We start from the raw sequence: 26,270 nt of genomic DNA on the forward strand, positions 1-26,270 counted from the left end.
GCGAAAAGGGCGAGCCAGGCTCGCCCTTTCGGGGTCAGGCGATGTCTTCGGCCGGGGCGTCCAGGCCCATCGCGTTGAGGCGCGAGTAGTAGCCGTTTTGCGCCAGCAGTTGTTCATGGGTGCCGCGCTCGACGATTTTCCCCTGATCCATGACCAGGATCAGGTCGGCCTTCTCGATGGTCGACAGGCGGTGAGCGATCACCAGCGTGGTGCGACCTTTCATGACCTGGTCCAGGGCTGCCTGAATATGCCGCTCGGACTCGGTATCGAGCGCCGAAGTCGCCTCATCGAGGATCAGCAGCGGAGCATTCTTCAACAGTGCCCGGGCAATCGCCAGGCGCTGGCGCTGGCCACCGGACAGCAGCACGCCGTTTTCCCCGACCTGGGTGTCCAGGCCTTCAGGCAATTGAGCGATGAAGTCCATCGCGTAGGCATCCTTGGCCGCCTTTTCAATGTCTTCACGGGGTGCGCCAGCCAGATCGCCATAGGCGATGTTGTTGGCCACGGTATCGCTAAACAGGGTCACGTGCTGAGTCACCTGGGCGATATGCCGACGCAGATTCAACAGCTTGTACTGCTCCACTTCGACGCCATCGATCAGGATTTCGCCCTTGTCGTGGTGATAGAAACGCGGAATCAGGTTGGCCAGGGTCGACTTGCCGCTGCCCGAACGTCCCACCAACGCCACCATTTGCCCGGGCTCGACCGAGAAACTGATGTCATTGAGCACCTGACGCTCGGTGTCAGGGTAGGTAAAGCTGAGGTTGCGCACATCCAGGCGACCGCTGACCACATCACGCTCGACGGTGCCGGTATCGACTTCAGGCTGGACATCCAGTTGCTCGAAGATACTTTCAGCGCCGGCCACACCCTTCTGGATGGTCGAGCTGACTTCGGACAGCTGGCGAATCGGCTTGGGCAGCAGGCCAGCCAGGGTGATGTAGGCCACCATGTCGCCGGCCGACGCATCGCCCCGCAGGAACAGCACCAGGAACATCAGCACGGCCATGGCGGTGTAGATCACCAGTTGCAGCAACGGCGTGTAGATGGCGCCGGTGCGGGTCATGCGCAATTGCTTGTCGGTGTTGCCCTGGCTGGCATCGAAGAAGCGTTTCTCTTCGTACTTTTCACCGCCGAAGCTGCGCACCACGCGATAGCCCTGGATTGTTTCGGACGCCACATGCGTCACGTCCCCCATGGCCAGCTGGATTTTCTTGCTCTGCTTGCGGAATTTCTTGCTGGCCGTGCGCACCATCAGGGCGATCAACGGCAGGATGGCGACCATGACCAGCGTCAGGCGCCAGTTCATGTACAACAGCGAGGCAAACAGGAAGATCACCGTCATGCCTTCACGGATTACGACCTTGATCGCATCTGTTGCCGCCCCCGTGACCATGGTCACGTTGAAGGTAATACGTGAAATCAGGTGCCCCGAGTTATGCTTGTCGAAATACCGGTTTGGCAACACCAGCAGGTTGTTGAACAACTGGACCCGCAAGTCATGGACCAGGCCCAGGGAAACCTTGGCCAGGAAGTAGTTGCCCAGGTACGACCCCAACCCCTGCCACGCGGCGATCAGGATGATCAACAATGGCACCGCCTGCAGCAGTTGCAGATCCCGCAGGTAGGGCACTGTTGGAAACAGCACCGCTTCAGGATTGGATAGACCGTCGACGAAGTACTTGAGAATGTAGCCCAGCATTGGCTGTGTCGAAGCGAAAATCAGAAAACCGACGATGCTGATCAGAAACAGGCTGATATACGGCCGGACATAGCCGAGCAGGCGGAAGTAGATTTTCAAGCTCGATGGGCTTGCGCAGAGACTGGAGTCGGTCATATCACGCGAATGTCGATGAAAAGGACGCTGACTTTACCACAGCTTCCCCAGGGTTCTGGCAATCGCATACAGTCTGTGTATTGTGGCGCGTCAAACAGCCACCAGATGTCCCTGCCTTGGTATGATCGCTCAATTCAGGAATAAGTTACCCAGCATGCAATTAAACGTTTTGAACAGCACGTCCAACAGAATCTTCGATTTCATTTGTTTGTGGATCCTTCCGCTCGGTTATTTGTTCCTGCTTTGTGCGCTGTTTTTCCTGCCGGGGCGCAGTGTGCATCACAAGCTTTATTATGGCCTGTTCAGCATTCCGGCACTCTTTGCACTGTGCCTGCGGCCGCGGCTCGGCAAAGAGTTGCTGCGCGAGCCGATCGTCATTGCAGCCCTGCTATTTATGGCGTGGGCACTGCTCAGCCTGTGCTGGAGGCCAGACGACGACATCGACTTTGGCCAGTTCAAACCGCCATTGCACACCTTGTTGCTGTTCGTAGGCTGCTACCTGCTGGTGCGCTTTCGCAGCGAAATCATCCAGCCCCTGCTGTTCTGCGCCGCAACGGTGGCACTGGTCATCTCTGCCTACAACCTGTACAGGTTCGACCAGATCTACCAACCGGAAATGCGCTTGATCGGTGTAGGCGCATTCGACAATCCACTGCTCAGCTCCCACGTTTTCGGCTTTTTTTGTACCTATTGGCTGAGCCTGAGCATGACCTGCAGCCGACGCCAGGTACTTTGGCTGAGCGTACCGGCGATGGCGATCATGTTTGCCGCAGTGCTGGCCACCGGCTCCAGGACCCCACTGGTTGCACTGACGCTGGCGGCGCTATGGCTGTGTTTCATCTGCTGGAATCGACGCTCGGTCTTCATGCTTGGCGCCATGTTCTTCGCCGGTACGGCGACTTTCGCGTTGTTTGCGGACAAAATCTTCGAAAGAGGCAGTTCCTTCCGCATCGAGCTCTGGCAATTGACCCTGAACCGGATCGCTGAACACCCATGGATCGGGCACGGTTACAACGCCGCACTGAGACTGGACCCCGGCGTAGGCTACAACCTTCAGGAACCCCATAGCTTTGCCCTGGGCGTGCTCTACTACGTCGGCATTATCGGCCTGCTGCCATGGCTGTTCTTTGTTGTATGGAGCTTCATCAGCAGCCGGCGCCATCGTGTGCAACCGCTGTTTATCATCGCCTCAGCCTGGCTGGCCTTCGGTATCGGTGCAGGCCTGACTGAAGGTGGCGGGATCATCTCTCGCCCCAAGGAGCACTGGTTCCTGCTATGGATCCCCTTGGCGCTGATTGCCGCATTGAGCATCAATCAACGTGCCCGGCGCCTGCTGGACACGCCGATCAAGACGGCGACACCAAGCGCCCTGCAACAGCTGACTGCCGATGCCAGGGTCATCGAAGAGGATGGTCTGGGCCCAAAGGTCCTGCGCCTGACCGATGGCAGTTTTCTCAAGCTGTTCCGTCGCCGTCGCTGGTATACCTCGGGCAGTTTCACGCCCTACTCCGATCGGTTTGCCGTCAATAGCGTGCAACTGCGCGGCATGGGCATCCCGACACCGCACATCCTCGACCTTTACCGGTTCGAAGACGGCAGCACCGCCGTGCATTACTCCCCGTTGCCAGGCAACACGCTGCGCCAGATCCTGCAAGGCATCACCGCCCCGGCGGTGCGCCAGGCACTGGTGGAGCGCTTCGGTAAATTCATGGCTCAACTGCACCAGCAAGGGGTCTACTTCCGCTCCCTGCACCTGGGCAATGTGCTGGTGCTGGAGGACGGCGAGTTCGGCCTGATCGACCTGGCCGACCTGCGAATTTACCCCTCGGCATTGAGCCCTTCCCTGCGTCGGCGTAATCTGCGCCACATGCAGCGCTATGCATCGGATCGGCATTGGTTGTTCGAGGATCACTTCGAAGCACTGCTGCTGGGATACGCCGCGACGGCCTCGAAAGCCGACGTGGATAATTTGCACAGGCACGTGCTGGCCGGTAGTCCTCCGGCCCAGGCTCACTGATGACAGAAACCAACCCGCTTATCGCGATGGCGGCCTACCTGCTCGCCATCGCGACCGCTGCGCTACTGTTGCGCAGCGTGCCGAAAATCCCCCGAGAGCTGGAGCATTGGGGCGAAAGCCGCTTTGCCGGCATCGACGGCTTACGCGGGTATCTGGCCTTCGGCGTGTTCGTGCACCACTCGATCATTACCTGGATCTTTCTGAAAACCGGCGTGATCGACTTTCCACCGAGCAACTTCTACTCGCAGCTCGGCCAGGGTAGCGTCGCCCTCTTTTTCATGATCACCGGCTTTCTGTTCTGGAACCGCTTGCTCACCCACGGACGGCAGCACGACTGGCTGGCATTTGCGGTATCCAGGCTGTTTCGCCTCTACCCGCTCTACCTGCCGCTGATGTTGACCGTGTTTGTCTGTGTGTTCTATTTGCAGGACTGGGAACTCAAGGACTCCGGCACCCAACTCATTGGCCAGACCCTGGCCTGGCTGATCTTCGACCGGCCAGACGTCAACCAGTACCACCAGACCGGCATGCTGATCTCCAACGTCACCTGGACGCTGGGGTACGAGTTGTTTTTCTACCTGGCCCTGCCACTGGCCGCCATGGTGTTCATTTATCGCGGCGGCTGGATGCAGACGGTGCTGTGCCTGATCGGCATCTATACCCTGTACCAGGTTGTCGGCTGGGAACACTCGCTGAAGAAGCACTTCCTGGCCAGCTTCCTCGGCGGCATCGCTGCGGCGTACTGGATTCGCCGTCCACAATGCGTCGCCTGGAGCCTGTCTCCACTGGCGGGCATCGTCGCCCTGCTCGCGCTGGCGATCGCCTTTACGGCGTTCAACCGGGCATTCAACCTGGGGGCGCTGCTGCTGCTTTCACTGTTCTTTGTGATCGTGGCGTCCGGCAATACCTTGTTCGGCGCCCTGAGACCACGCAGCATCCGCTGGCTGGGGGAAATCAGCTACAGCACGTATCTGCTGCACGGTTTCGTGCTCTGGGTACTGGTGCAGCGACTACCGCCGATATTGCACCTTGATGTCCGGCAAGCCTGGGTCTTCCTGCCGTTGCTGGCCGTGTGCAGTTGCCTGCTGATCATCATCAGCAGCCTGGCTTACCTGTACATCGAAAAGCCCGGTATCAATGCCGGCAAGAAAACCCTGCACTGGTTGCGCCAGAACAGGAAGCCGAGGAAAGAACTTCCGGAGGAAACAGCTCAACAACGTTGAGCCGTTTCCGGGGCATGCCTCCGAGGACAATGCCCCGCCTTCCCCCCCTTGAATCCAGCCTCCGGCTCAGTCTTTCTCCAGCCGTGAGAAATACATCCGGCCCAGTCCACGCCAGGTTTTCTTGTTCCAGGCCTTGAACGGAATCTGCGCCAGCAACTCCCGCGCCAGCTTGCGATCACGGTTGGCGGTCTTGAGGAACATGGAATTGAGGAACTTGTAGCGCACCTCGTCATACAGCGGGTGATCGCTGAAGAGCGCGTAGGTGCGCAGGATGCTATCGATCATGAAGCGGTGATTCTTGTAGGAGTTGGTGGCGTGCTTGCGATAGCGCGCCATCAACACATTCAGACCGTCGATGAAGTAACCGGCATGGGTCACCTTCAGCTCGATCAGCAAGTCTTCCAGGCGAATGGTCGGGTCGAAACCGCCCACCTTGTCCAGCGCTTCGCGGCGGATCATCAGGGTAGGCGCCGGAGGATAGGGCTTGCGCTCGAGGAACATGTCGTCGAAATCCAGGCGACGGAACGGCACATCCCGACGCTGGCGCTTCTCGGGGTAGAGATTGCCGTCGGCATCGATCAGTTCGATGTTACCGGCGCAAATGCCGACCTCGGGCTTGCCCTCCATATGCGCGACCTGAGTGGCGATTCGCTCCGGCAGCATGATGTCATCCGAACCGAACGGCACGATCAGGCTGCCCTTGGCCCGGGCAATTGCACCGTTGAGGGTGTTGGTCAGCCCCTGGTTTTCCTGAACCCGGAAGTCGAAGCCATGGATGGCCTGCAATGCCTTGATCCGCGCGACGCTGTCATCCTTCGATCCGTCGTCGATCACCAGCAACTCGATGTTCCGATAGGTCTGGTTGAGGACGCTGAGAATGCTTTCCTCGATGTAAGGAGCGTGGTTGTACGACGCGATGATGACCGTGACGATGGGTTGCGCGTCGTTCATGGCTGCTCCTTGCGGGCCTGTTCCAGGCCGGAATCGATCAGATTGAGGTATTCGCGACGGAACTCCTCAATGTCATGGTGTTGCTGCAGATAACGGAAGGACTGCTCGCCCTTGGCCTTGAGCTCGTCATCCGAAAGGCCAAGATAAGTGTCCAGCGCCGCCTGCAGCGTCGGCACATCCTTCGGCGTAATCGCCAGGCCACCGGCCCCCTCGATGAGCGGCAACATGGCCGGCACGTTCGAGGCGATCACCGGCAAATGCCCGCTCATGCCTTCGAGCAGCGCCAGCCCGAGGCCTTCGGCCAAAGAAGGCATGGTCCAAATGTCGAAAGCCCGAATGTACTGCAGGGCAATTTCCTTGAACCCCAGCAAATGGGCGCGACCGCTGAGGCCGAGGCGGTCGATTTCCGCGGCCAGGCGCGACTCTTCGCGGCCGGCACCAATGATCGCCAATTGGGTATTGGGGTATTTGTCCTTGAGTGCCGCGAAGGCCTGCAGCAAATAGATATGGCCCTTGACCGGCACCAGTCGCCCCAACGCACCGATCAGCCGCACCGACGGATCGATGCCCAGCATTTCACGTGCCTTTTCACGACTGTGTTGCAGACCTTCGGCCTGCTCGATGTCGATGGCATTGGTGATGGCATAGGTATTCTGATCGGTGAAGCCACAGTCACAGTCCAGCAGATACTGTTTCACCGCTGGCGACACGCCGACGAAGCGCCAGTGACGATCGATCAGGCGCTGGGTCTGGCGGCGCCGGTAAAAACGGTCGTACTCGCCAAAGCCGTGGGAAATGCCGATGCACAGCGGCACTTTCAACCAGCGGTTGAGCGCCAGCATCATGTTCACCGGCTTGAAGCGGTTGCAGATCACTACATCGAATTTTTCCCGACGGCAGAACTTGTACAGCTGCCACATGGCCCGCAGGCGCATGCCCTTGAGGGACTTGTCGGAAAATTCGAAGTACACCGAACGGTCGGCTCGGCTCACTGCTTCGCCCGGCCCGGGTTTGCCGCGCAGAAACGCGGCGGTCACTTCATAGCGATCACCGGGTAGGGCCTTGACGATTTGCTCCGCGAGGTCGGCGAAATCATGGGCTTTGACGTTGTAGTCAGGCTGCAGCTGCAGGACCTTTGACCGCTGACTCATAACTCTCCCCGCTGAGAAACATTGCCTGGTGTGTGCTTGATGGACCACAAAAGCTCGTGGCGCCGGACGGCCTTGCGAAAGAATTCGTTCTGGCCATAGGTGGACGGCAACCGGCCGGCCAACAAACGTTGTATCAACCGACGCAAGCGACGCTTGAACGGCATCGCCGATTGCAGGTCGTGCATCATGCCCAACGCCATGGCCTTGTCTCGCTGCTGCTCCAGCGGCAAGGACAGGCAATAAGGCTGCATCGGCTGGGTCGGATCGAAGGCCGGCGGCAAGGCGATGCCATCACCGGTATCACCCATCGGCCAGCGGTCGTTGTCGTGCAGGTGGTTGGCATAGCCCAATAGCGTGGTCGGCTGCCAGTCCAGGCCTTGCAAGGCTTCGAGAACTGCCGCCTGGGCGCAGACATGGTCGGGATGCGGATCGAGGGTCGGATGCGGCAGGACGATGACCTCGGGGCGGGCCCGCAGCAGCAACTCACGCAGATCCGCCAGCAGATTGTTCCAGGTCGGCGCGCCATCGGCATCGCCCGGCAGCGTGAAAGGATTCAACTGACGGAACAGCCGGGTATCGTCCAGGTCCGCTTCCCGCGATCCCGCGGCCACCGCAGGCGCGGCCTGCATGCTCGCCAGTTGCAGACAGAAATAACCCAGTTGTACGCAGCGGGCCTCGGGTACACCGGCCCAACGTGGCACGGTGATGCTGTCCCAGGTGCGCAGGCGGCCTTTCAAGCGGGCCGCATCGACCTTGTTCAGTCCCATCTGCCGGTAGTGTTCGGCTTCGATTTCGCCCGCTGTCAGCGTGACGATCCAGGTTTCGTCGGCCTGGCTGTACAAACCGTAGGCTGCCAGCTCGGCATCATCGGCGTGGGGCGCGATGACCATCACCCGTTGACGCCGATAATCCGGATGTTCCAGTGCCCACAGCACAGGCTCACCGAACACACGACAGAAACGCCCGCGCAAGCGCAGCTCGCCACGCGACAGCGCCTGAGCCTGACCACTGAGATTGAGATAACGCAGGCCGTTTACGCCTCGTTCGAAGGTTTGTCGGTCAGGGTTTTCGCCCCCCACCAACTCGACCACTGGATCGATAAAACGTCCCAGCCATGTGCTTTTCACCCGCAGGGCCAGCACCAGCGTCGCATCGTCGACCAGCATCACGCCCTCGTCCAGCCGCAAATGTTCACCGTTCAGGTGCACTTTGGGCTGGGGCGTGTAGGGCGGAAAGCTGTACTGGTAATCGTCTTTCGGTGAGTAGAACAGGTGGTCGGCAAACCAGGCTTCGTGGGCAACCCAACCCAGAACCGCCAGCACCAGCGGCAACCACCAGGCCACCAGCACACCCATGACGATCAACAGCACCAGCGCAATCAGCAGGCCGATACGTTTATTGCGCCGATGGCGCTTGAGCAGTTGCTGTTTGCGGCTCATGGTTTGGCTCATACGGTGAAGACCGGCACGGGGTTGCACCAACGATCCTTGTATTCACGGTCGGCGCGACCGAAGGAAAAGCGCAACGGTTTGTCCTGCGCCCGGGCATGCTCCCAGGCACTTTGCGTATTGAGGAAGCTCAATACGCTACCGGGGCTGAATTCGCGGGTTTCGGGATCAACGCCGCCGTTGATGTACTCGACGCTGATCCATTCCGGCGCTTCGACGCGGTACACCAGTTGAATCGCAATCGGCGCATCGTTGAGGAAGATCACCGAACCGATCAGCAACTCGCGCAGCAGTTCGAGGACTTCAGCCATGCGCGCAGCGCCGGTGGCCGGGAACCCCCAACGACGCTGGAACAGATCACAGTAGATCGCCGCCAATTCAGCGCTGGAAAATTCGCCGACCGGACGCACCACACCGCCCGCCTCTTCCAGCAGACGCAATTCGCGGCGCTGGTTGTAGCGAAACTTCTTCGACAGCTCTTCCGGGGTACGGGCCATGGCCAGTTGTTCTGTCTGCAACTTCATGCCGCTGAAGCGGGTTTCGTTGAGTGCCGACAAGTAGCGTGCACGATGGCGCAGAGGAGCCTGAACATCAGCGGCGGCCGGCAAAATCAGCTCGGCATTGCCGAGATCGAACAGGCCTTTTTTGCCGTTGCGCTTGAGCACATCCTTGGACAGCGCCACATCGCGGCCCCAGGTCGGGATCGCGGCCTTGACTTCGCCCTGTTGCTCCCAGGCCAGGTATCGCACCGGGATGCCGGCAAGATCCGCCAGACGTTCGACCACCAGAGGGTGAGTCGCGACGCTTCCGCCAAATTGCTGCCAGGCTTTTGCGTAGGTAGAGGCGTCAACGGGCGACCAGCCACGTTCGCGCCAGCCTTGGAATCGGTTGAGCATCAGCCCCTCGGTGCCAGATCGGTAACTTGCGGCAGACGCCAGAAGGTGTCGCGCACCGCACGGTCGGAGAAACGCTCACGCAAGCGATCGAGCATCATCTCGGCGCATTGACGGCGCTGTTGATCATCCATACCCGCCAAATGTTGCAGGCCTTGTGCAAGGTGTTCAGCATCGCCGAGCGGGAACAGAATGCCCACGCCTTCGACCACTTCCTTCGCCCCGCCACACGCTGTGGCGAGCAAGGGTACGCCAGCGGCCATTGCCTCCAGCAGCACCATGCCGAACGGTTCGTGATCGGAACTCAGGGCAAATACATCAAAGGCGCGGAAGTAATTACGCGCGTCCGGCACCTGACCGAGGAACAGCACCCGATCACCGATACCCAGCTCCCGAGCCAGCTCCTTGAGATCCTGCTCCAGACGCCCCTTGCCGAGAATCACCAGTTGGCTGTTACCCGGAAGCCCCGGCAACGCCGCAGCAAAACCGTGCAGCAGAGTAGCCTGATCCTTGTCCGGGTGCAGTCGGCCAACGTTGCCGACAATCCACGCATCAGCCGAGAGACCGAGGGTTTCCCGAGCTTCGCGAGCGGAAACCTGACTGGCTTGCAGCGCAGGCACGTCAATGCGGTTGTAAAGGGTTTGAATACGCGTCGCCGGCCATTTCGGCAGGCATTGGCGCATGTCGTCGCGCACCGCATCGGACACACCGAGCAGGCTCAGACGCTTGCGGAAAATATGCGCGAACAGCTTGCGCGTGCCGCGTTTGTAATCGTCAAACGCGTGGTGCACGCCAATCACCGGCAACGAAGTGCCGAGCAAGGCGATGTAGATCGGCTTGAAGCGATGGGCGATGCAGAAACTGAAGTTGCGCGACGCGGCGATCTTGCGCAGATCGCCGATGGCACCCAGCTTCAGGCCACGAATGGCCTTGGAGCTGTATTCCATGAACAACACTTCATCGGAAGCACACGCTGCGGCCACCTCGCTATCGGCAGCCCCGGTCAGAAAGACCGTGGTCACCCGATAACCAGTGCCCGCGAACAGGCTGGCGTACTGCCGTGCGCAGTCCAGGAACGGCCCGTCATAGCCGTGGCAGAACTGCAGCACATGGCGTTCAGCCGAGCGAGTCATAAGCGTTTGCGCCCTCTTTGACCACCAGGATGTCTTCCATGATCAGGTACTGCAGATCGGAGCCGAAGAACATATTCAGCGCATCGGTCGGCGAGCAGATCATCGGCTCGCCACGACGGTTGAGCGAGGTGTTGAGCGACACGCCGTTGCCGGTGAGCACTTCCAGCGCTTTCATCATGTCGTAGTAGCGCGGGTTATATTCACGCTTGAGCACCTGGGCGCGGGAGGTGCCGTCTTCGTGGACGACTTCCGGCACGCGGGTTTTCCACTCTTCAGCCACTTCGAAGGTGAAGGTCATGAACGGAGCCGGGTGATCGATCTTGATCATCTGCGGCGCCACGGTGTCGAGCATCGACGGGCAGAAAGGCCTCCAGCGCTCGCGGAACTTGATCTGGTGGTTGATGCGGTCGGCCACGCCCGGCACGCTTGGGCAACCGATGATCGAACGCCCGCCCAGTGCACGCGGACCGAACTCCATGCGGCCCTGGAACCAGGCCACCGGGTTGCCATCGACCATGATTTTGGCGATCTGCTCCGGCATGTTGTCGAGCTTGCGCCACGTCGGCTTGTTGGCGTGACGGGCGCAGGCTGCGATCACGTCTTCGTTGCTGTACGACGGGCCGAGGTAGACGTGCTCCATCTTCTCGACCGGCACGCCGCGGGCGTGGGACACATAGGCTGCCGCGCCGACTGCGGTACCGGCATCACCGGACGCCGGCTGTACGAACAGCTCTTTGACGTCGTCGCGGGCGATGATTTTCTGGTTCAGCTTGACGTTCAACGCACAGCCACCGGCATAGGCCAGCTTGCCGGTTTCCTTGAGCACGTCGCCCAGGTAGTGGTCGATCATCTGCAGCGCAATCTTTTCGAACAGCGCTTGAATGCTGGCGGCGTAGTGGATGTAAGGCTCGTCGGCGATGTCGCCTTCGCGCTTGGGACCCAGCCACTCGATCAGCTTCGGCGAGAAGTAGTAACCCTTGCCCTTTTCTTTGTAGCGACGCAGGCCGATGACGTTGGCGTAGTCGGTGTTGATCACCAGTTCGCCATTTTCGAACGAAGCCAGGCGCGAGAAATCATATTTGCTGGCGTCGCCGTACGGCGCCATGCCCATGACCTTGAACTCACCGTCGAGCATATCGAAACCGAGGAACTCGGTGATCGCGCCATACAGGCCGCCGAGGGAGTCCGGATCGAAGAATTCCTTGATCTTGTGGATCTTGCCGTTTTCGCCGTAACCGAAGAAGGTCGTGGCGTACTCGCCCTTGCCGTCGATGCCCAGGATCGCGGTTTTCTCTTTGAAACCGGAACAGTGATAAGCGCTGGAGGCGTGGGCAAGGTGGTGCTCGACCGGCTCGATCTTGATCTTCTTCGGATCAAAACCCAGTTGCTCCAGGCACCAGACGATCTTGTTGCGATAGCGCTTGTAGCGACGGTTGCCCATCAGGATCGCGTCGAGTGCACGGTCCGGGGCGTACCAGTAACGCTTGGCGTACTGCCAGCGGGCCTTGCCGAACAGACTGATCGGTGCGAATGGGATCGCGACCACGTCAACGTCGGACGGCTTGATACCGGCCTGTTCCAGGCAGAATTTCGCCGATTCGTAGGGCATGCGGTTCTTTGCATGTTTATCGCGTACGAAGCGCTCCTCTTCAGCCGCCGCGACCAGCTTGCCGTCGATATACAGGGCTGCGGAAGGATCATGGCTAAGGGCGCCGGACAGGCCAAGAATCGTCAATGCCACAGGGGTCTAGCCTCTTTAGTCTGCATGCAGGCGCAAGCGCCTCAAAAATTAATGTGCCCTCGCAATGAGCGAGAGACAGCTAAAGGGCGGGATTATAGCGTAAAAGCGGCGGCAAACCTCTAGCAGCAAGCGGCATGCAACCACGGCCGGGACCTCACGGCATTTTTTATCCGCGCGCAGGCCGCCAATAGATGGAGATACTGCCGTCCACGCTTTGCCGGTAAATCGTGTACGGCAAGACAACGGTATCCAGCGCGCCAGACACGGCCAGATCCACCAATACGAGCGGCACAAGGATACCCGTAGGGTCTGGCGGTGCATTCAAGACACAGAAGTCGTAGGCGAGGCCGCTGTAGACCCGTGGAATGGATTGGCAATAGGTCTTTTGCCGACGCAGCCCCTGCGCGGCTTGGGCTTCATCCTGCAGGACGGTGGCGGCGGTCCCGCAACCCGTTAGCGACACTGATAAAACACCCGCTGAAACTGCCATTTTGATCGTCAAAATCTGCCCTCCGAGAACGTCAGGCAAACTAGCATCGGAGCGATTTTGGCCACAGTTCATGACTTCCCAAGATCGCGTAGGACGGTTCACAAGAACTTGTCTGCTTTCTCGGTTGGCAGTACCGGCCTCATCGCGAGCAAGCTCGCTCCCACAGTGGTTCTCGGTCGCACACAAAATATGTGCCCGACAAAGATTCAGTGTGGGAGCGAGCTTGCTCGCGATAGCGGTTTAAGCAGCGCTGGAGATGTCCTTGGGCAACCGCTGATCAATGACCTGATAAAGGGCACTGCCTTCAGGCCAATTGCGCATGAACCGCGCGCGATCCCTTGCATACGCTGGGGAGAAACTACCGAGGGAGCCGTGCTGGCACATCGAATCGAGGTCGATCAACGCCCAGCGATCCTGCTGCCAGAACAGGTTATGCCCCTTGAAGTCGCCATGGCTGATGCGTAGACGAATCAACTCGGCGAACAGATGATCCAGTGCCGCCAGTTCGGCTTCCGGTGCATCACCACGCTCCACATACGGCGCAAAACGCTCGATGATGTCCGGCCCCGGCAGGTACTCGGTGATCAGGTAAGCCCGGCTACGCAGCCACAGGAAACGCTTTTCCAGCAACGCCAGCGGCTTGGGCGTGGCAATCCCGAGGAACGCCAGGCGGTTGCCTTCGCGCCATGAATGCCAGGCCCGGCTCGGGCGCCAGAAGCGCTTGAGCCAGTGGGCAAAACCCTTGATGTTGTAGCGCTTGATCACCAGCGTGCGGCCATCCACCTCGACCTTGCCGACGCTCGCCGCACCGCCGGTCTTGTACAGGTGCCCCTGATCGAGCAAGGCATCGGCCTGCTCCAGCACAGGCACCATCGACGGCACTTCCTCGCGGCGAATCGCCCGTAACCCGAAGGCTCCGCGCTGGACGCTGAACAGCGTGCACTCGCGGCCGACCTTGATCAGGAAGTCCTTGAGGCGCCAACTGCGGACCTTGTCGATCTGCTTCTGCAACGCCTCCATGGGTAAGGCGTGTTCGCCGTTGCTAAGCAGGTAATACACCAGCAACTCTTCAATGAAGGGTTCAATCGACTTCGGCAACTGGGCGAAGAACACCCCGAGGTTTTCCAGGACCTTCTGCCGGGACAGCGGCTGGCCAGGTGTCTCGCAGCAGATACCTGCGCCATCGATCAGGTACAGGCGACCGCCCTGGCGCAGCAAATTGTCCAGGTGCAGGTCTTCCTGCCACAGGCCCTTGCGATGCATCTGGCCGATCGCGCCCAACGCCTCGGCCAGCACCGCCCCTTGCCCATCGGACAGTACGGGCTGCTGCTCCACCTGTTTCCAGGTGTCGCCCAGGCTTTCGGCATGCTCAAGGAAATCAAACAGCAGCCAGCCACCCTCGCCGTCCTTCAGGCCATCGGCCAACAGCTGCGGCGTGGTCAGCCCCTGGGCAGAGAGCAGGCGCACGCCATCCAGTTCGCGCTGAAAATGCCGTGCAGCCTTGCTGCCGACCAGCAATTTGGCCAACACCGGCCGGCCACGCCAGACGCCGGCACCGACATAACGCTGCCCCGGCAACACCCGCAACAGGCTCAGCAGTTGCAGCTCGGCGGGGCCGGCGGCGTCGGCCAACGAAACGCTCAGCGGCAAAACGGGAGTGCGGCCTGCGGTCTTCAGTTCGGATAAACGCATCAGCGCGGCCTCTTTTGGCTACGCCGCGCAGTCAATCGCTGCAGCCAGCTATCGATCAGCGAGCTGTCCTGCGGCTGATCCAGATAGGCGGCCAGCAATTGTCGCAGTTGCGACTCGCCCCACTCGGGCGCACGGCGCGTCAGCGGCTCCAGGTCCTTGATTCGGTCACGCTGCCCGTACAGCAGCGGCCGGGTCTTTTCCAGGTCGATCAATTGAGCCTGATAGCCGTTGCCGGTGGCGCGCATGAAAATGTGCTTGGGATAGAAACACCCATGCACCTGGCGTGCGGCGTGCAGCTGCCGGGCCAGTTCGCCACTGGCCTTGAGGATTTCCGAGTGCTGCTCAGGGCTCAATTGAGTCCAGCGCTGCAACAGCGAGTCGAGGTCGTCCCAACCGTCCAGCGCACGGGTCAGCAGGATCGCGCGGACCTCGCCATTGACCTTGCGCTCCCCGTAGAACACCGCTTCGAGCGCCGGAATGCCCATCTTCCGGTAACGGGAGATGTTGCGAAACTCGCGAGCGAAACTCGGCTCGCCGAACGGTGCGCGCAAGGTGCGGGTCAGGTAGTTGCTTTGACGCTTGAGGTAGAAACCATGACCTTCCAGATCCAGCCGAAACACGCTGCTCCAGCCGCCGCCAACGGTGTTGGGTTCGTCCACCGCATCGAGCTGTTTGGTCCAGAGTGCCTCGAACGTGCCGAGGCCATGGCGCTCAAGCAGCGCACGGTCTTCAGCAGCCAGAAAGTCAGTCATTCGCGTCCCTCGAAAAATCTCACCACGTGCCGGATGCGTTTTTTGTCCGCAGCGTTGAGCCGGGTCCGGTTGCGGTATTGCAGGTAAAAGCGCAGGCGCTGTGTAGCCGACAATTGATATTTGGCGACCTTGTCCAGGCACGCCAGATCCTTGGTAATACGGTACTTGAGCCAGAAACCGCGCCAGAAATCGCCGTTGGGGCAATCGATCAAAAACACTCGAGCCTGATCGTCGATCAGTAGGTTGCGCCACTTCAAATCATTATGGGTGAAGCGGTGGTCGTGCATGGTCCGGGTGTATTGGGCCAGCTGACGACTGACGGTATCGACCCAGGCGCGGTCCGACAGCTTCGGGTCGTGGCGCTCGGCCAGTGCCGACAAGTCCTCGGTACCCGGCAGCTCCCGGGTAATCATCGCGCCGCGAGCGTAGGCCGCACCGCGCCGCTCCAGCCCCCAGGCCACCACTTCGGCAGTGGGGATACCCCACTTGGCAAAGCGCTTGAGGTTCTGCCATTCCATCTTCACCCGAGGCTTGCCCAGGTAACGTCGCAAGCCTTTGCCGGCGCCCACATACCGTTTGACGTAATAGTTGACGCCATGGCGCTCGACACGGATGACCTCCGAGAGCGCGTCACGGGTCAAACGCTCGCCTTGCAGCGCAAACACAGCCTCGAGGCTGCCGAAGTCATCGGCCAGCTCGCTGTAGGCCGGTTCCAGCTTCCAACCCGACATCAGAGCGCATCCCCGTATCGCTGTTTACGCTCGTAGAGCTTGTTGGCCTTGCCGTCGAGCCATGCCAGCAAAGCTGCCTCTTCACACAGGATCTGTCGTATCGGTTGCTGGAAATAGCCTTTGAGGAAACGCAGCTTGTCGCGGCGGGTCAGGCCGATGTCCAGCGCGGAAAAGTACAGGGCAGCCAGGTCCTTGTTGCGCCAGCGCAAGGTGATCGCCGGGCGGGTCTGGGCACGGTGCAAGTCGATCACCGAAAGTTTGAAGTCGTCGGCGGTCACCGGTTTGTCGGTGTGCAGCAGGAAATGGCAGATGTAGCAGTCGCGGTGGTTGACCCCGGCGCGGTGCATCATGCCGGTCATGCGCGCGACTTCGGCGATCAGTGCGCGCTTGAGTTTTGGCTCCGGTGGCTGCCGGGTCCAGTTGATGCTGAAATCTTCCAGGCTGACCGTCGGCGCCAGCTCTTCGGTGACGATGAACGAATGTTGATCGGCCGGGTTACGGCCCTTCTCGCCATACGCGACGGCGGTCATGGTCGGCACGCCGACTTCCTGCAGGCGCTGAATCGCCTTCCACTCCTGACCGGCACCCAGTACAGGAAGCTTGGCCGTCAGCAGGTTCTTGAATATTTCGCCCCAGCCGATGCCACGGTGGATTTTCACAAAAAAACCGTTGCCGTCGACTTCCGTGCGTAATGTCCGGCGTGCTTCCAGCTCGCGGTACACCTCGCCCTTGAGCCCCTCGACTTCGGCGAACGGGTCGCGTCCGGCCCAGAGGCTCTTGAACGGTTCAGCCAGCATCAACTTCATTTAAGCGTGCTCCGCCAGAATCACATCCGCCGCGTGCTGCGGCATGCTGTAGAGGTCGGCCGTTTCGGCGAAGGCCAGACCATTGCGGCTCCAGGCCGCCCTTGCTTGAGCGTCGTTCAACATGCCGGTCAGGTACTGCGTCAGCTGTGCCTGATCGAACGGTTCGTCCAGCACCAGGCCAGCATCGGCCTCGGCGATGTAATGGGCGTAACCGCACACCGCGCTCACCAGCACCGGCAAGCCGGCCACCAGGGCTTCGAGCAGCACGGTGCCGGTATTCTCGTTGTACGCCGGGTGGATCAACAGATCGGCACCCAACAGGAAACGCGGAATGTCACTGCGCCCTTTGAGGAACGTGACGTTGTCGCCCAGCCCCAAGGTCGCGCTCTGCATCTGGAATAACTTGGGGTCATCCTGGCCAATTACAAACAGCCGGGTGCGCTTCCTCAAATCGGCAGGTAATGCCGCCAGTGCCTTGAGGCTGCGATCGACACCCTTGGTCTTGAACCCGGAGCCGATCTGCACCAGCAGCAGTTCATCGTCCTTGAGATTGAATTCAGCGCGGAACCCGGCACGAATTTCATCGGCATCGGCCGGCCGACGACGATCCTGGGCGATACCCGGTGGCAGCAGGTGAAAGCGTTCCAGCGGCGTGTCGTAATGCTTGATGAACAGCGGTTGCTGGACCTCGGAAATCATCAGCACTTCGGTCTTCGCCTCTTTGGCGAACACCGCCCGCTCGTATTCGGCGAAGTGGCGATAGCGGCCCCAGCGGCGATACAGCGAGTTACGCAGGTTCTGCGCCTTGTCTTCGAAACAGCCGTCGGCGGCGTAGTAGACGTCCAGGCCCGGCATCTTGTTGAAGCCGATCAGGCGGTCGACCGGGCGCTTGGCCAGGTCCGCTTCCATCCATTCGCTGAGCTTTTCGTTGCGCCGATGGTTGAAGAACGCCTTGACCGGCGCCACCAGCACTTCGAAACCCGGCGGTACGTCACCTTCCCAAATCAGCGTGTAGACGCGAATCTGATGGCCGCGCTTCTGGCACTCCAGGGCGATTCGCATGAAATCGCGCTGTAAGCCGCCAAATGGAAAATACTTGTACAAGACAAATGCCAATTGCATCAGCGCAGCTCCTCAGCCATTAACAACGTGCTCAGTCGGCTCGCGACACGCTCGGGATTCAGACGCGTGAAGCACAACGGCCACTCGCGTTTCAGGTCAAACTGACGGGCATCTTCAGCCGTCGGTTGATAAGTGCATTTCTTTTGCAGGCACGGCGCACAAGGGAAGTCGCTGGCCAGGTGAATCTGCACCTTGCCATAGGCGCCGGTCAGGCCCGGATTGGTCGGGCCGAACAGCGACAGCGTCGGCACATCCAGCGCGGCGGCCAGATGACCCAGACCGGTGTCCACCGCCACGCAGGCCTGTGCGCCCGCCAGTACCTTGCCGACACCGGCCAGGTTCAGTTTGGGCAACACTTCGGCGTGTTTGAAACCGGCTGCGATGCGCTCGGCCCGGGCTTTCTCCAGCGCATTGCCCCACGGCAGTTTCACCCCTACGCCCAGGTAGCCGACCCGTTCGGTCAGCTCGCGCCAATAGGCTTCGGGCCAGTGTTTGGTGTCCCAGGTGGTGCCATGCAGAAACACCACGTACGGATTCTTGCGCGGCAATTCCACCAGGCGCTCGATATTCAGGCCGTAGTCACCCAGGCCTTTGGGCAAGTCATAGCCCAACGCGATGGCGAACAACTGACGCACTCGCTCCACCGCGTGCTGCCCGCGGGCAACGGCCAGGCGTCGATCGTAAAAGCGCGCAGCGATGGGCTCGCGTGCAGAGCTTTTATCGAGACCGGCCACCGGCGCCTTGACGTAACGGGTCAGCCAGGCGCTTTTCAGCAAGCCCTGGGCGTCGATCACCAAGTCATATTTCGTGGCGCGAACGCTTTGCTTGAAGCGCTTCCACTCACCGCTCTTGATGGTCTGCCAGATGTTTTTGCGCCAGCGACGTATCGCCACCGGAATCACCTTGCCCACCGCCGGATGCCAGGTCGGGATCTCGGCAAAGCCTTCTTCCACCACCCAGTCGAATTTGATGCCGGGGATCGCCCGCGCCGCGTCGGTCAACGCCGGCAACGCATGAATGACGTCGCCCAGCGAAGAAGTCTTGATCAACAGAACCCGCAAGCTATTTGACCTCGACCGGAGTGCCTTGCAACCGCTGCAGGGCTTCGTTCACCGCTTGCGGCATGAGTTGGCGCAAGCAGTTGTAATGGCCGAAACGGCAGGTGCGGTCGAAGCATGGACTGCACTCGATGCCCAGGCGAACGACTTCGACGTGCTCGGCCAACGGTGGCGTGAAACCTGGCGACGTCGAGCCGTAGACTGCCACCAATGGGCGATTCAGCGCGGCGGCAACGTGCATCAGGCCGGAGTCGTTGGACACCACCGCATCGGAGCAGGACATCAGGTCGATGGCTTCGGCCAGCGAGGTGCCGCCGCTGAGGTTGACCGATTCTTCACGCAGGCCGGGAATCAGCCGCGCGCGGATGTCTTCGCCCACGGCGTGGTCGTTTTTCGAACCGAACAGCCAGACTTGCCAGCCTTCGCGGATCTTCGCTTCGGCAACCTTGGCGTAATGTTCGGACGGCCAACGCTTGGACTCACCAAACTCGGCGCCGGGGCACAGGGCCAACACCGGGCGGTCGAGGGTCAGGCCGAACTTGGCAAGCGCCGCTTCGCGGGTAACCGGGTCGATCTGCAGGCTCGGACGTGGATACGGCTTTGGCAACTCAAAGCCCGGCTCATAAGCCAGGGCCATGAAGCGCTCGATCATCAGCGGATAACGATCCTTGTCCAGCGTGCGCACGTCATTGAGCAGGCCATAGCGAAACTCGCCACGCCAGCCGGTGCGCTTCGGGATGCCGGCAAAGAACGGCACCAGCGCCGACTTCAGGGAATTGGGTAACAGGATCGCCTGGTCGTACTGGCCAGCCAGGGATTTGCCGATGCGCCGACGCGTTGCCAGTTCCAGGACACCGTGACCGAGCGGAAAGCTCAAGGCCTGGCGAACTTCGGGCATGCGCTCAAGAATCGGCCGGCTCCACTCGGGGGCCAGCACGTCGATTTCGCATTGCGGGTGGCGTTGTTTCAGACACTGGAAAAGTGTCTGCGCCATCACCATGTCACCGACCCAACTGGGCCCAACGATCAGAATTTTCATGTGGTTTCCATAAACGAACCGGGGAGGCCTACGCCTCCCCGCCTCGAAAATTCTACAGAACAACGCAAATCTACTGTAGGAGCGAGCTTGCTCCGGGCGGCGATCCGACGATGAACCTGAAACCCCTCAGGGTGTCAGGCTCGCCGCGTTATCGTTAACGACCATCGCGAGCAAGCCCGCTCCTACAGGGAATATTGGCGTATCAAATATCCCGTTTCAGCTTAGCCCCAGCTCACGCCAGATCCGCATAACCTGCCGCCGTTCGTCCGCAAACTGATCGCCCGGGATCACCCCGGGGTCCTTCTGCAAGGCCTGCCGGTGGGCAGCGGAACGGTACGCTTTATACGCTTCACGCAACAGGCTGGCATCTTCGACGGGCATCAGCCCTTCATGCTCCAGCTCTTCCAGAATGCGGATGTTGTCCGTCCAGCGTAGCAATGGCGGGTGTGTTTCGGACCACGCCAGGGCCGCGTATTGCACCATAAATTCAATATCGACGATACCTCCGGCGTCCTGCTTGATATCGAACGGCGCCGTGGTTTCGAAGGCATTTGCCCCGGTGCCGGCCGCGGTGCTCTTGCTGCCGAGGTTATCGCGCATCTTGGCACGCATCTCGCTGACTTCCTGGCGCAGGGTCGGCAGATCACGTGTTTTACCCAATATCGCGGCACGGACTTTCTCGAAGGCCTGGCCGACATCCTGACTGCCCACCAACACCCGCGCGCGCACCAATGCCTGATGCTCCCAGGTCCAGGCCTCGTTTTCCTGATAGCGGGCAAACGCGCCCAGGGAACTCACCAGCAAGCCCGACGCCCCGGACGGTCGCAGACGCATGTCCACTTCATACAACTGCCCGGAGTTGGTCTGCGCCGTCAGCAAGTGAATGATCCGTTGCCCCAATCGGGTGAAAAATTGCGCGCCATCGATGGGTTTGATGCCATCGGTTTCAGCCTGCGGATCGCCGTCGTGGATGAATACCAGGTCCAGGTCCGAACCATGCCCGAGTTCCAGGCCGCCGACTTTCCCATAACCGACAATGATGAAGCCGGGATCGCACAAGGTGCCATCGGTGCGCAGCGGCGTGCCGTACTTGGCCACGGTTTGCCGCCAGGCCAGTGCCAGCACCTGCTCCAGGATCGCCTCGGCGAGCCAGGTCAGGTAATCGCTGACTTTCATCAGCGGCAGGCTGCCGGCGATTTCCGAGGCGGCCACTCGCAAGCGGTGCGCCAGCTTGAAATGGCGCAGAGCTTCCATTTGCTGTTCGAGGTCGTCCTCGGGAATCCGTGTCAGGCGCTCGCGTAACTCTGCCGCCAGTTCTGGCGCCAGTGGCGGTTTGAACAGCCGGCCTTCGTTGAGCAATTCGTCGAGCAGCAGCGGGAAGCGGGTGATTTGCTCGGCGATCCACGGGCTCGCCGCGCACAGCGTCAGCAAACGCCGCAACGCACTGGGGTTCTCGGTCAACAGCACCAGGTACGCGGAACGACGGGCCACGGCTTCGACCAGCGGCAGCACCCGTTCCAGTACCAGGTCCGGATTGTCATGTTCCACGGCCTGTGCCAGCAAACGCGGAATAAAAGCATCGAGACGCTCGCGACCCAGACGCTGCATCGCCCTCAATTGCGGGCTGCCGCGCAAGCCGGCCAGGGCTTTCAAGGCTTTTGGGGCATCCTTGAAACCACCCTCTTCCAGTTGACGGCAGGCGGCCTCATCGTCCTGGGCCTCTTCCCACAGCGGCAACCACTCACCGCCGACCACCACTTCGCTTTCGGCGCCCTGCTCTTCGTCGGGATCGGCGATCACCTGCCCGAAGTGCCAGGCCACTCGGCCGCGCCAATACATCAGTTGTTCGTGGAACGCCGTCCAGTTCGCGAAGCCCAGCATAAAGGCAATGCGCGCCTGATCCTGTTCGCCATCGGGCAACATTTGCGTCTGGCGATCGGCAATCGCCTGAATCGCGTGTTCGGTGTAACGCAGGAATTCGTAACCTTCACGCAGCTCGCTGATCACGTTCGGCGGCAGGTACCCCTGACCTTCCAGCGTGCTCAATACCTTTAATAGTGGGCGCTGCTGCAAGCTCAGATCGCGGCCGCCGTGGATCAACTGGAACGCCTGGGCAATAAACTCGACTTCGCGAATACCGCCGGAACCGAGCTTGATGTTGTCGGCCATGCCCTTGCGCCGCACTTCCTGCTGGATCAGCTGCTTCATGGTGCGCAGCGCTTCGATGGCCGAGAAGTCCAGGTAACGCCGGTAAACGAATGGCCGCAGCATCTCTTGCAGTTGCGCGCCGGCTACTTGATCCCCGGCCACCACCCGCGACTTGATCATCGCGTAGCGTTCCCAGTCGCGCCCCTGGTCCTGGTAATACTGCTCCAGCGCGTTGAAGCTCAGCACCAGCGCGCCCGCCGAACCGTAGGGACGCAAACGCATGTCGACGCGAAATACAAAGCCGTCGACGGTCATCGGGTCCAGGGCCTTGATCAGCCGCTGACCCAGACGGATGAAGAACTCCTGGTTATCCAGCGGGCGTTTGACGCCAACTGTTTCGCCACCCTCGGGATAGGCAAAAATCAGGTCGATGTCCGATGACAGGTTCAGCTCCACGGCACCGAGCTTGCCCATGCCGAGAATGACCATCTGCTGCGGCTCGCCGCTGCGCCGCCCGGTCGGCACGCCGAACTGCTGGCAATGCCGCACGTACAACCATTGATAGGCCTGATCGATGCTGGCATCGGCCATGTCCGAAAGGTCGCGGCAGGTCTGGATCAAATCGGCCTGGCGGGTCAGGTCGCGCCAGATGATCCGCACCTGATGGCGTGCACGCTGGCGGCGCAAGGCGCGGCCAAGCTGATCATCGGTCTCGGCCACGTTCGCGGCGGCCGCGATCTGCCCGCACAACTCACCGGGAGCGAAGCCGCGGTCCAGTTCGCCGGACTGCACCAGCCCCAGCAACATCAAAGGGTCACGAACACACTGTTCAATCACGAAATCGCTGGCGGCGGTGACGCGGGAAAATTGCGCCCAGCGTTCCGGCGTCCAGGCGGACAGCCCGTGGTCATCGTCCAGAGCGGCGACGGCAGCCCGGAACGACTGCTCGGCACGGGTGACAAACGGCAGGAGAATGGCGGGCAGTTCGGCAAGCGAAGGGAGGCTCATGGTCTATCCTTGATCGGCGTGCAACGGGCTGCATGTAGTGGTTTTCGAAAACCCACTACCTGAGGGAGCGTCGAACAAAAGTTAGAAATAGCTGAAATTTCTTTTATTTTGGCAGCCAGCATCAAGCTTTTACCTTTTGTAGTTGGAAAAAGACCAACCTTAACGATTATTCTCACAACGCAGCCGGGGGCCACAAGCCGCTCTTCTGTAGTTTTACTACTCGTATATACATTAGACGGGCTGAAATGCCGGATGATTTGTAGTAAAACTACACGCCGCCGGAACAACCTGTCGGCAATCCAAGAATTCATAACGTCTGCCCACAAGGCCAGTCGCTAACTCAGGCAACCGATTCTGGTAGCCTTTCCGCCCTGGAGCAAGCCATGCAAGACCTCGATCCCGTCGAAACCCAGGAATGGCTGGACGCCCTGGAATCGGTTCTCGACAAAGAAGGCGAAGACCGTGCTCACTATTTGATGACCCGTATGGGTGAACTGGCGACCCGCAGCGGTTCGCAGTTGCCTTACGCCATCACCACGCCTTACCGCAACACCATCCCGGTAACCCACGAAGCACGCATGCCTGGCGACCTGTTCATGGAACGCCGCATTCGCTCGCTGGTACGCTGGAACGCGATGGCCATGGTAATGCGTACGAACCTGAAGGATTCTGACCTCGGCGGTCACATCTCCAGCTTCGCCTCCAGTGCGACCCTGTATGACATCGGCTTCAACTACTTCTTCCAGGCCCCGACCGAAGAACACGGCGGCGACCTGATCTACTTCCAGGGCCACACCTCGCCAGGCGTTTACGCCCGCGCATTCATGGAAGGCCGCATCACCGAAGACCAGATGAACAACTTCCGCCAGGAAGTCGACGGTCAGGGCCTGTCGTCCTACCCGCACCCTTGGCTGATGCCTGACTTCTGGCAGTTCCCGACCGTATCCATGGGTCTGGGCCCGATCCAGGCGATCTACCAGGCACGCTTCATGAAGTACCTGGAGCACCGCGGCTTCATCCAGCCAGGCAAACAGAAAGTCTGGTGCTTCCTGGGCGACGGCGAGTGCGACGAGCCGGAATCCCTGGGCGCTATCTCCCTGGCCGGCCGCGAGAAGCTGGACAACCTGATCTTCGTCATCAACTGCAACCTGCAGCGCCTCGACGGCCCGGTTCGCGGCAACGGCAAGATCATTCAGGAACTCGAAGGCGTGTTCCGCGGTGCTCAGTGGAACGTGACCAAAGTCATCTGGGGCCGTTTCTGGGACCCACTGCTGGCCAAGGACGTCGACGGCATCCTGCAACGCCGCATGGACGAAGTCATCGACGGCGAGTACCAGAACTACAAAGCCAAAGACGGCGCGTTCGTACGTGAACACTTCTTCAACACGCCAGAACTCAAGGCGATGGTCGAAGATCTGTCCGACGACGAGATCTGGAAACTCAACCGTGGCGGCCACGACCCGTACAAGGTCTACGCGGCGTACCACGAAGCGGTCAACCACAAAGAACAACCGACCGTCATCCTGGCCAAGACCATCAAGGGTTATGGCACCGGTGCCGGCGAAGCGAAGAACACTGCGCACAACACCAAGAAAGTCGACGTCGACAGCCTGAAGTTGTTCCGCGACCGCTTCGACATCCCGGTCAAGGACGATGAACTGGAAAACCTGCCATTCTTCAAACCGGAAGAAGGCAGCGCCGAAGCCCGTTACCTGAGCGAGCGCCGTACCGCACTGGGCGGCTTCGTACCTCAGCGTCGCGCCAAGAGCTTCAACATCCCGACCCCGCCACTGGAAACCCTCAAGGCGATCCTGGACGGCTCGGGCGACCGCGAAATCTCCACCACCATGGCCTTCGTGCGGATCCTCGCGCAACTGGTCAAGGACAAGGAAATCGGTCCACGCATCGTACCGATCATCCCGGACGAAGCCCGTACCTTCGGTATGGAAGGCATGTTCCGTCAGCTGGGCATCTACTCCTCCGTCGGCCAGCTCTACGAGCCAGTCGATAAAGACCAGGTGATGTTCTACAAGGAAGACCAGAAGGGCCAGATCCTCGAAGAAGGCATCAACGAAGCGGGCGCCATGAGCTCCTTCATCGCTGCCGGTACTTCGTACTCCAGCCACAACCAGCCGATGCTGCCGTTCTACATCTTCTACTCGATGTTCGGCTTCCAGCGTATCGGCGACCTGGCCTGGGCCGCTGGCGACAGCCGCACCCGTGGCTTCCTGATCGGCGGCACCGCCGGCCGTACCACCCTGAACGGTGAAGGCCTGCAACACGAAGACGGTCACAGCCACCTGCTGGCCGCAACCATCCCGAACTGCCGCACCTACGATCCAACCTACGGCTACGAGCTGGCGGTGATCATTCAGGACGGCATGAAGAAGATGACCGAAGAGCAACAGGACGTCTTCTACTACATCACCGTGATGAACGAGTCGTACCAGCAGCCAGCCATGCCGGCCGGTGCCGAAGAAGGCATCAAGAAAGGCATGTACCTGCTCGAGGAAGACAACCGCGAAGCGGCGCACCACGTTCAGCTGATGGGCTCTGGCACCATCCTGCGTGAAGTCCGTGAAGCAGCGAAGATCCTGCGTGAACAGTTCAACGTCGGCGCCGACGTGTGGAGCGTTACCAGCTTCAACGAACTGCGTCGCGACGGCCTGGCCGTTGAGCGCACCAACCGTCTGCACCCTGGCCAGAAGCCTAAGCTGAGCTATGTGGAAGAGTGCCTGAACGGCCGTCAAGGTCCGGTCATTGCCTCTACCGACTACATGAAACTGTTCGCCGAGCAGATCCGTCAGTGGGTACCGTCCAAGGAATTCAAAGTCCTGGGCACCGACGGTTTCGGCCGCAGCGACAGCCGCAAGAAACTGCGTCATTTCTTCGAAGTCGACCGTCATTTCGTGGTGTTGGCAGCCCTGGAAGCACTGGCTGACCGTGGCGATATCGAACCTAAAGTGGTGGCTGAAGCCATCGCCAAGTTCGGGATCGACCCGGAAAAACGCAACCCACTGGACTGCTGAG

At 60.4% G+C, this 26,270-nt stretch carries 19 protein-coding genes; 3 read left to right on the forward strand and 16 right to left on the reverse strand.

The window, feature by feature from the left end; genetic code table 11:
* Positions 1 to 34 precede the first annotated feature (34 nt).
* Positions 35 to 1,837, reverse strand: a complete 1,803-nt coding sequence (gene msbA / locus J4D25_RS12435; RefSeq protein WP_057712276.1) for a lipid A export permease/ATP-binding protein MsbA — start codon at positions 1,835 to 1,837, stop codon at positions 35 to 37.
* Positions 1,838 to 1,991: 154 nt separating this feature from the next.
* On the opposite strand from msbA, the gene J4D25_RS12440 reads away from it, so the two are divergent.
* Positions 1,992 to 3,854 (forward strand): O-antigen ligase family protein, encoded by a 1,863-nt coding sequence (locus J4D25_RS12440; RefSeq protein WP_057712277.1) that lies wholly within the window; start codon positions 1,992 to 1,994, stop codon positions 3,852 to 3,854.
* Positions 3,854 to 5,077, forward strand: coding sequence for an acyltransferase (locus J4D25_RS12445; protein WP_057712278.1), 1,224 nt, complete (start codon positions 3,854 to 3,856; stop codon positions 5,075 to 5,077). Before J4D25_RS12440 ends, J4D25_RS12445 begins: the two co-directional genes overlap by 1 nt.
* 66 nt (positions 5,078 to 5,143) lie before the next feature.
* Here the strand turns inward: J4D25_RS12445 and J4D25_RS12450 are convergent, their stop codons facing one another.
* The 15 genes from J4D25_RS12450 to glnE all read right to left on the reverse strand — a co-directional run bounded on the left by J4D25_RS12450 (position 5,144) and on the right by glnE (position 23,240).
* Positions 5,144 to 6,028, reverse strand: a complete 885-nt coding sequence (locus tag J4D25_RS12450) for a glycosyltransferase (protein ID WP_057712279.1) — start codon at positions 6,026 to 6,028, stop codon at positions 5,144 to 5,146.
* Entirely contained in the window at positions 6,025 to 7,179 is a 1,155-nt protein-coding gene (locus J4D25_RS12455) for a glycosyltransferase family 4 protein (RefSeq protein WP_057712280.1), read from the reverse strand. The genes J4D25_RS12450 and J4D25_RS12455 overlap by 4 nt, the downstream gene beginning before the upstream one ends.
* Positions 7,176 to 8,618: a PIG-L deacetylase family protein gene (locus J4D25_RS12460; protein WP_057716527.1), complete on the reverse strand. Its 1,443-nt coding sequence runs from the start codon at positions 8,616 to 8,618 to the stop codon at positions 7,176 to 7,178. The genes J4D25_RS12455 and J4D25_RS12460 overlap by 4 nt, the downstream gene beginning before the upstream one ends.
* A gap of 8 nt (positions 8,619 to 8,626) precedes the next feature.
* Complete coding sequence (locus tag J4D25_RS12465; protein ID WP_057712281.1) at positions 8,627 to 9,523, reverse strand: antimicrobial resistance protein Mig-14; 897 nt, start codon at positions 9,521 to 9,523, stop codon at positions 8,627 to 8,629.
* Positions 9,523 to 10,653, reverse strand: coding sequence for a glycosyltransferase (locus tag J4D25_RS12470; protein ID WP_057712282.1), 1,131 nt, complete (start codon positions 10,651 to 10,653; stop codon positions 9,523 to 9,525). The genes J4D25_RS12465 and J4D25_RS12470 overlap by 1 nt, the downstream gene beginning before the upstream one ends.
* Entirely contained in the window at positions 10,637 to 12,394 is a 1,758-nt protein-coding gene (locus J4D25_RS12475; protein ID WP_057712283.1) for a carbamoyltransferase, read from the reverse strand. Before J4D25_RS12475 ends, J4D25_RS12470 begins: the two co-directional genes overlap by 17 nt.
* A gap of 166 nt (positions 12,395 to 12,560) precedes the next feature.
* Positions 12,561 to 12,896: a YceK/YidQ family lipoprotein gene (locus J4D25_RS12480; RefSeq protein WP_079246814.1), complete on the reverse strand. Its 336-nt coding sequence runs from the start codon at positions 12,894 to 12,896 to the stop codon at positions 12,561 to 12,563.
* 228 nt (positions 12,897 to 13,124) lie between these two features.
* Positions 13,125 to 14,576, reverse strand: a complete 1,452-nt coding sequence (locus J4D25_RS12485; RefSeq protein WP_057712285.1) for a lipopolysaccharide kinase InaA family protein — start codon at positions 14,574 to 14,576, stop codon at positions 13,125 to 13,127.
* A complete protein-coding gene (locus J4D25_RS12490; protein WP_057712286.1) occupies positions 14,576 to 15,328 on the reverse strand; it encodes a lipopolysaccharide kinase InaA family protein in 753 nt (250 codons plus the stop codon). Before J4D25_RS12490 ends, J4D25_RS12485 begins: the two co-directional genes overlap by 1 nt.
* Positions 15,325 to 16,059: a lipopolysaccharide kinase InaA family protein gene (locus J4D25_RS12495; protein ID WP_057712287.1), complete on the reverse strand. Its 735-nt coding sequence runs from the start codon at positions 16,057 to 16,059 to the stop codon at positions 15,325 to 15,327. Before J4D25_RS12495 ends, J4D25_RS12490 begins: the two co-directional genes overlap by 4 nt.
* Positions 16,059 to 16,865: a lipopolysaccharide core heptose(I) kinase RfaP gene (gene rfaP, locus J4D25_RS12500; RefSeq protein WP_057712288.1), complete on the reverse strand. Its 807-nt coding sequence runs from the start codon at positions 16,863 to 16,865 to the stop codon at positions 16,059 to 16,061. Before rfaP ends, J4D25_RS12495 begins: the two co-directional genes overlap by 1 nt.
* The gene (locus J4D25_RS12505; RefSeq protein ID WP_057712289.1) at positions 16,866 to 17,987 is read right to left on the reverse strand and encodes a glycosyltransferase family 4 protein; all 1,122 of its coding nucleotides are present in this window, start codon (positions 17,985 to 17,987) and stop codon (positions 16,866 to 16,868) included.
* Positions 17,987 to 19,048, reverse strand: a complete 1,062-nt coding sequence (gene waaC / locus J4D25_RS12510; protein ID WP_057712290.1) for a lipopolysaccharide heptosyltransferase I — start codon at positions 19,046 to 19,048, stop codon at positions 17,987 to 17,989. Before waaC ends, J4D25_RS12505 begins: the two co-directional genes overlap by 1 nt.
* A 1-nt stretch (position 19,049) precedes the next feature.
* Positions 19,050 to 20,084, reverse strand: a complete 1,035-nt coding sequence (waaF, locus tag J4D25_RS12515) for a lipopolysaccharide heptosyltransferase II (protein WP_057712291.1) — start codon at positions 20,082 to 20,084, stop codon at positions 19,050 to 19,052.
* Between the two features lie 216 nt (positions 20,085 to 20,300).
* Entirely contained in the window at positions 20,301 to 23,240 is a 2,940-nt protein-coding gene (glnE, locus tag J4D25_RS12520) for a bifunctional [glutamate--ammonia ligase]-adenylyl-L-tyrosine phosphorylase/[glutamate--ammonia-ligase] adenylyltransferase (RefSeq protein WP_057712292.1), read from the reverse strand.
* A gap of 383 nt (positions 23,241 to 23,623) precedes the next feature.
* Here glnE and aceE point away from each other — a divergent pair, with 383 nt between their 5' ends.
* Positions 23,624 to 26,269 carry a pyruvate dehydrogenase (acetyl-transferring), homodimeric type gene (gene aceE, locus J4D25_RS12525; protein WP_057712293.1) on the forward strand — a complete coding sequence of 882 codons (2,646 nt, stop codon included), beginning with the start codon at positions 23,624 to 23,626 and terminating at the stop codon, positions 26,267 to 26,269.
* The last annotated feature ends 1 nt before the right edge of the window (position 26,270 follow it).

Source organism: Pseudomonas sp. GW456-L13, from assembly GCF_017350115.1.
Taxonomy (GTDB): domain Bacteria; phylum Pseudomonadota; class Gammaproteobacteria; order Pseudomonadales; family Pseudomonadaceae; genus Aquipseudomonas; species Aquipseudomonas jessenii.

What these genes read in the sequence shown, in the direction of transcription:
- msbA (WP_057712276.1), bottom strand. Translation starts at nt 1,837, where the DNA reads ATGACCGACTCCAGTCTCTGCGCAAGCCCATCGAGCTTGAAAATCTAC.
- J4D25_RS12440 (WP_057712277.1), top strand. Translation starts at nt 1,992, where the DNA reads ATGCAATTAAACGTTTTGAACAGCACGTCCAACAGAATCTTCGATTTC.
- J4D25_RS12445 (WP_057712278.1), top strand. Translation starts at nt 3,854, where the DNA reads ATGACAGAAACCAACCCGCTTATCGCGATGGCGGCCTACCTGCTCGCC.
- J4D25_RS12450 (WP_057712279.1), bottom strand. Translation starts at nt 6,028, where the DNA reads ATGAACGACGCGCAACCCATCGTCACGGTCATCATCGCGTCGTACAAC.
- J4D25_RS12455 (WP_057712280.1), bottom strand. Translation starts at nt 7,179, where the DNA reads ATGAGTCAGCGGTCAAAGGTCCTGCAGCTGCAGCCTGACTACAACGTC.
- J4D25_RS12460 (WP_057716527.1), bottom strand. Translation starts at nt 8,618, where the DNA reads ATGAGCCGCAAACAGCAACTGCTCAAGCGCCATCGGCGCAATAAACGT.
- J4D25_RS12465 (WP_057712281.1), bottom strand. Translation starts at nt 9,523, where the DNA reads ATGCTCAACCGATTCCAAGGCTGGCGCGAACGTGGCTGGTCGCCCGTT.
- J4D25_RS12470 (WP_057712282.1), bottom strand. Translation starts at nt 10,653, where the DNA reads ATGACTCGCTCGGCTGAACGCCATGTGCTGCAGTTCTGCCACGGCTAT.
- J4D25_RS12485 (WP_057712285.1), bottom strand. Translation starts at nt 14,576, where the DNA reads ATGCGTTTATCCGAACTGAAGACCGCAGGCCGCACTCCCGTTTTGCCG.
- J4D25_RS12490 (WP_057712286.1), bottom strand. Translation starts at nt 15,328, where the DNA reads ATGACTGACTTTCTGGCTGCTGAAGACCGTGCGCTGCTTGAGCGCCAT.
- J4D25_RS12495 (WP_057712287.1), bottom strand. Translation starts at nt 16,059, where the DNA reads ATGTCGGGTTGGAAGCTGGAACCGGCCTACAGCGAGCTGGCCGATGAC.
- rfaP (WP_057712288.1), bottom strand. Translation starts at nt 16,865, where the DNA reads ATGAAGTTGATGCTGGCTGAACCGTTCAAGAGCCTCTGGGCCGGACGC.
- J4D25_RS12505 (WP_057712289.1), bottom strand. Translation starts at nt 17,987, where the DNA reads ATGCAATTGGCATTTGTCTTGTACAAGTATTTTCCATTTGGCGGCTTA.
- waaF (WP_057712291.1), bottom strand. Translation starts at nt 20,084, where the DNA reads ATGAAAATTCTGATCGTTGGGCCCAGTTGGGTCGGTGACATGGTGATG.
- glnE (WP_057712292.1), bottom strand. Translation starts at nt 23,240, where the DNA reads ATGAGCCTCCCTTCGCTTGCCGAACTGCCCGCCATTCTCCTGCCGTTT.
- aceE (WP_057712293.1), top strand. Translation starts at nt 23,624, where the DNA reads ATGCAAGACCTCGATCCCGTCGAAACCCAGGAATGGCTGGACGCCCTG.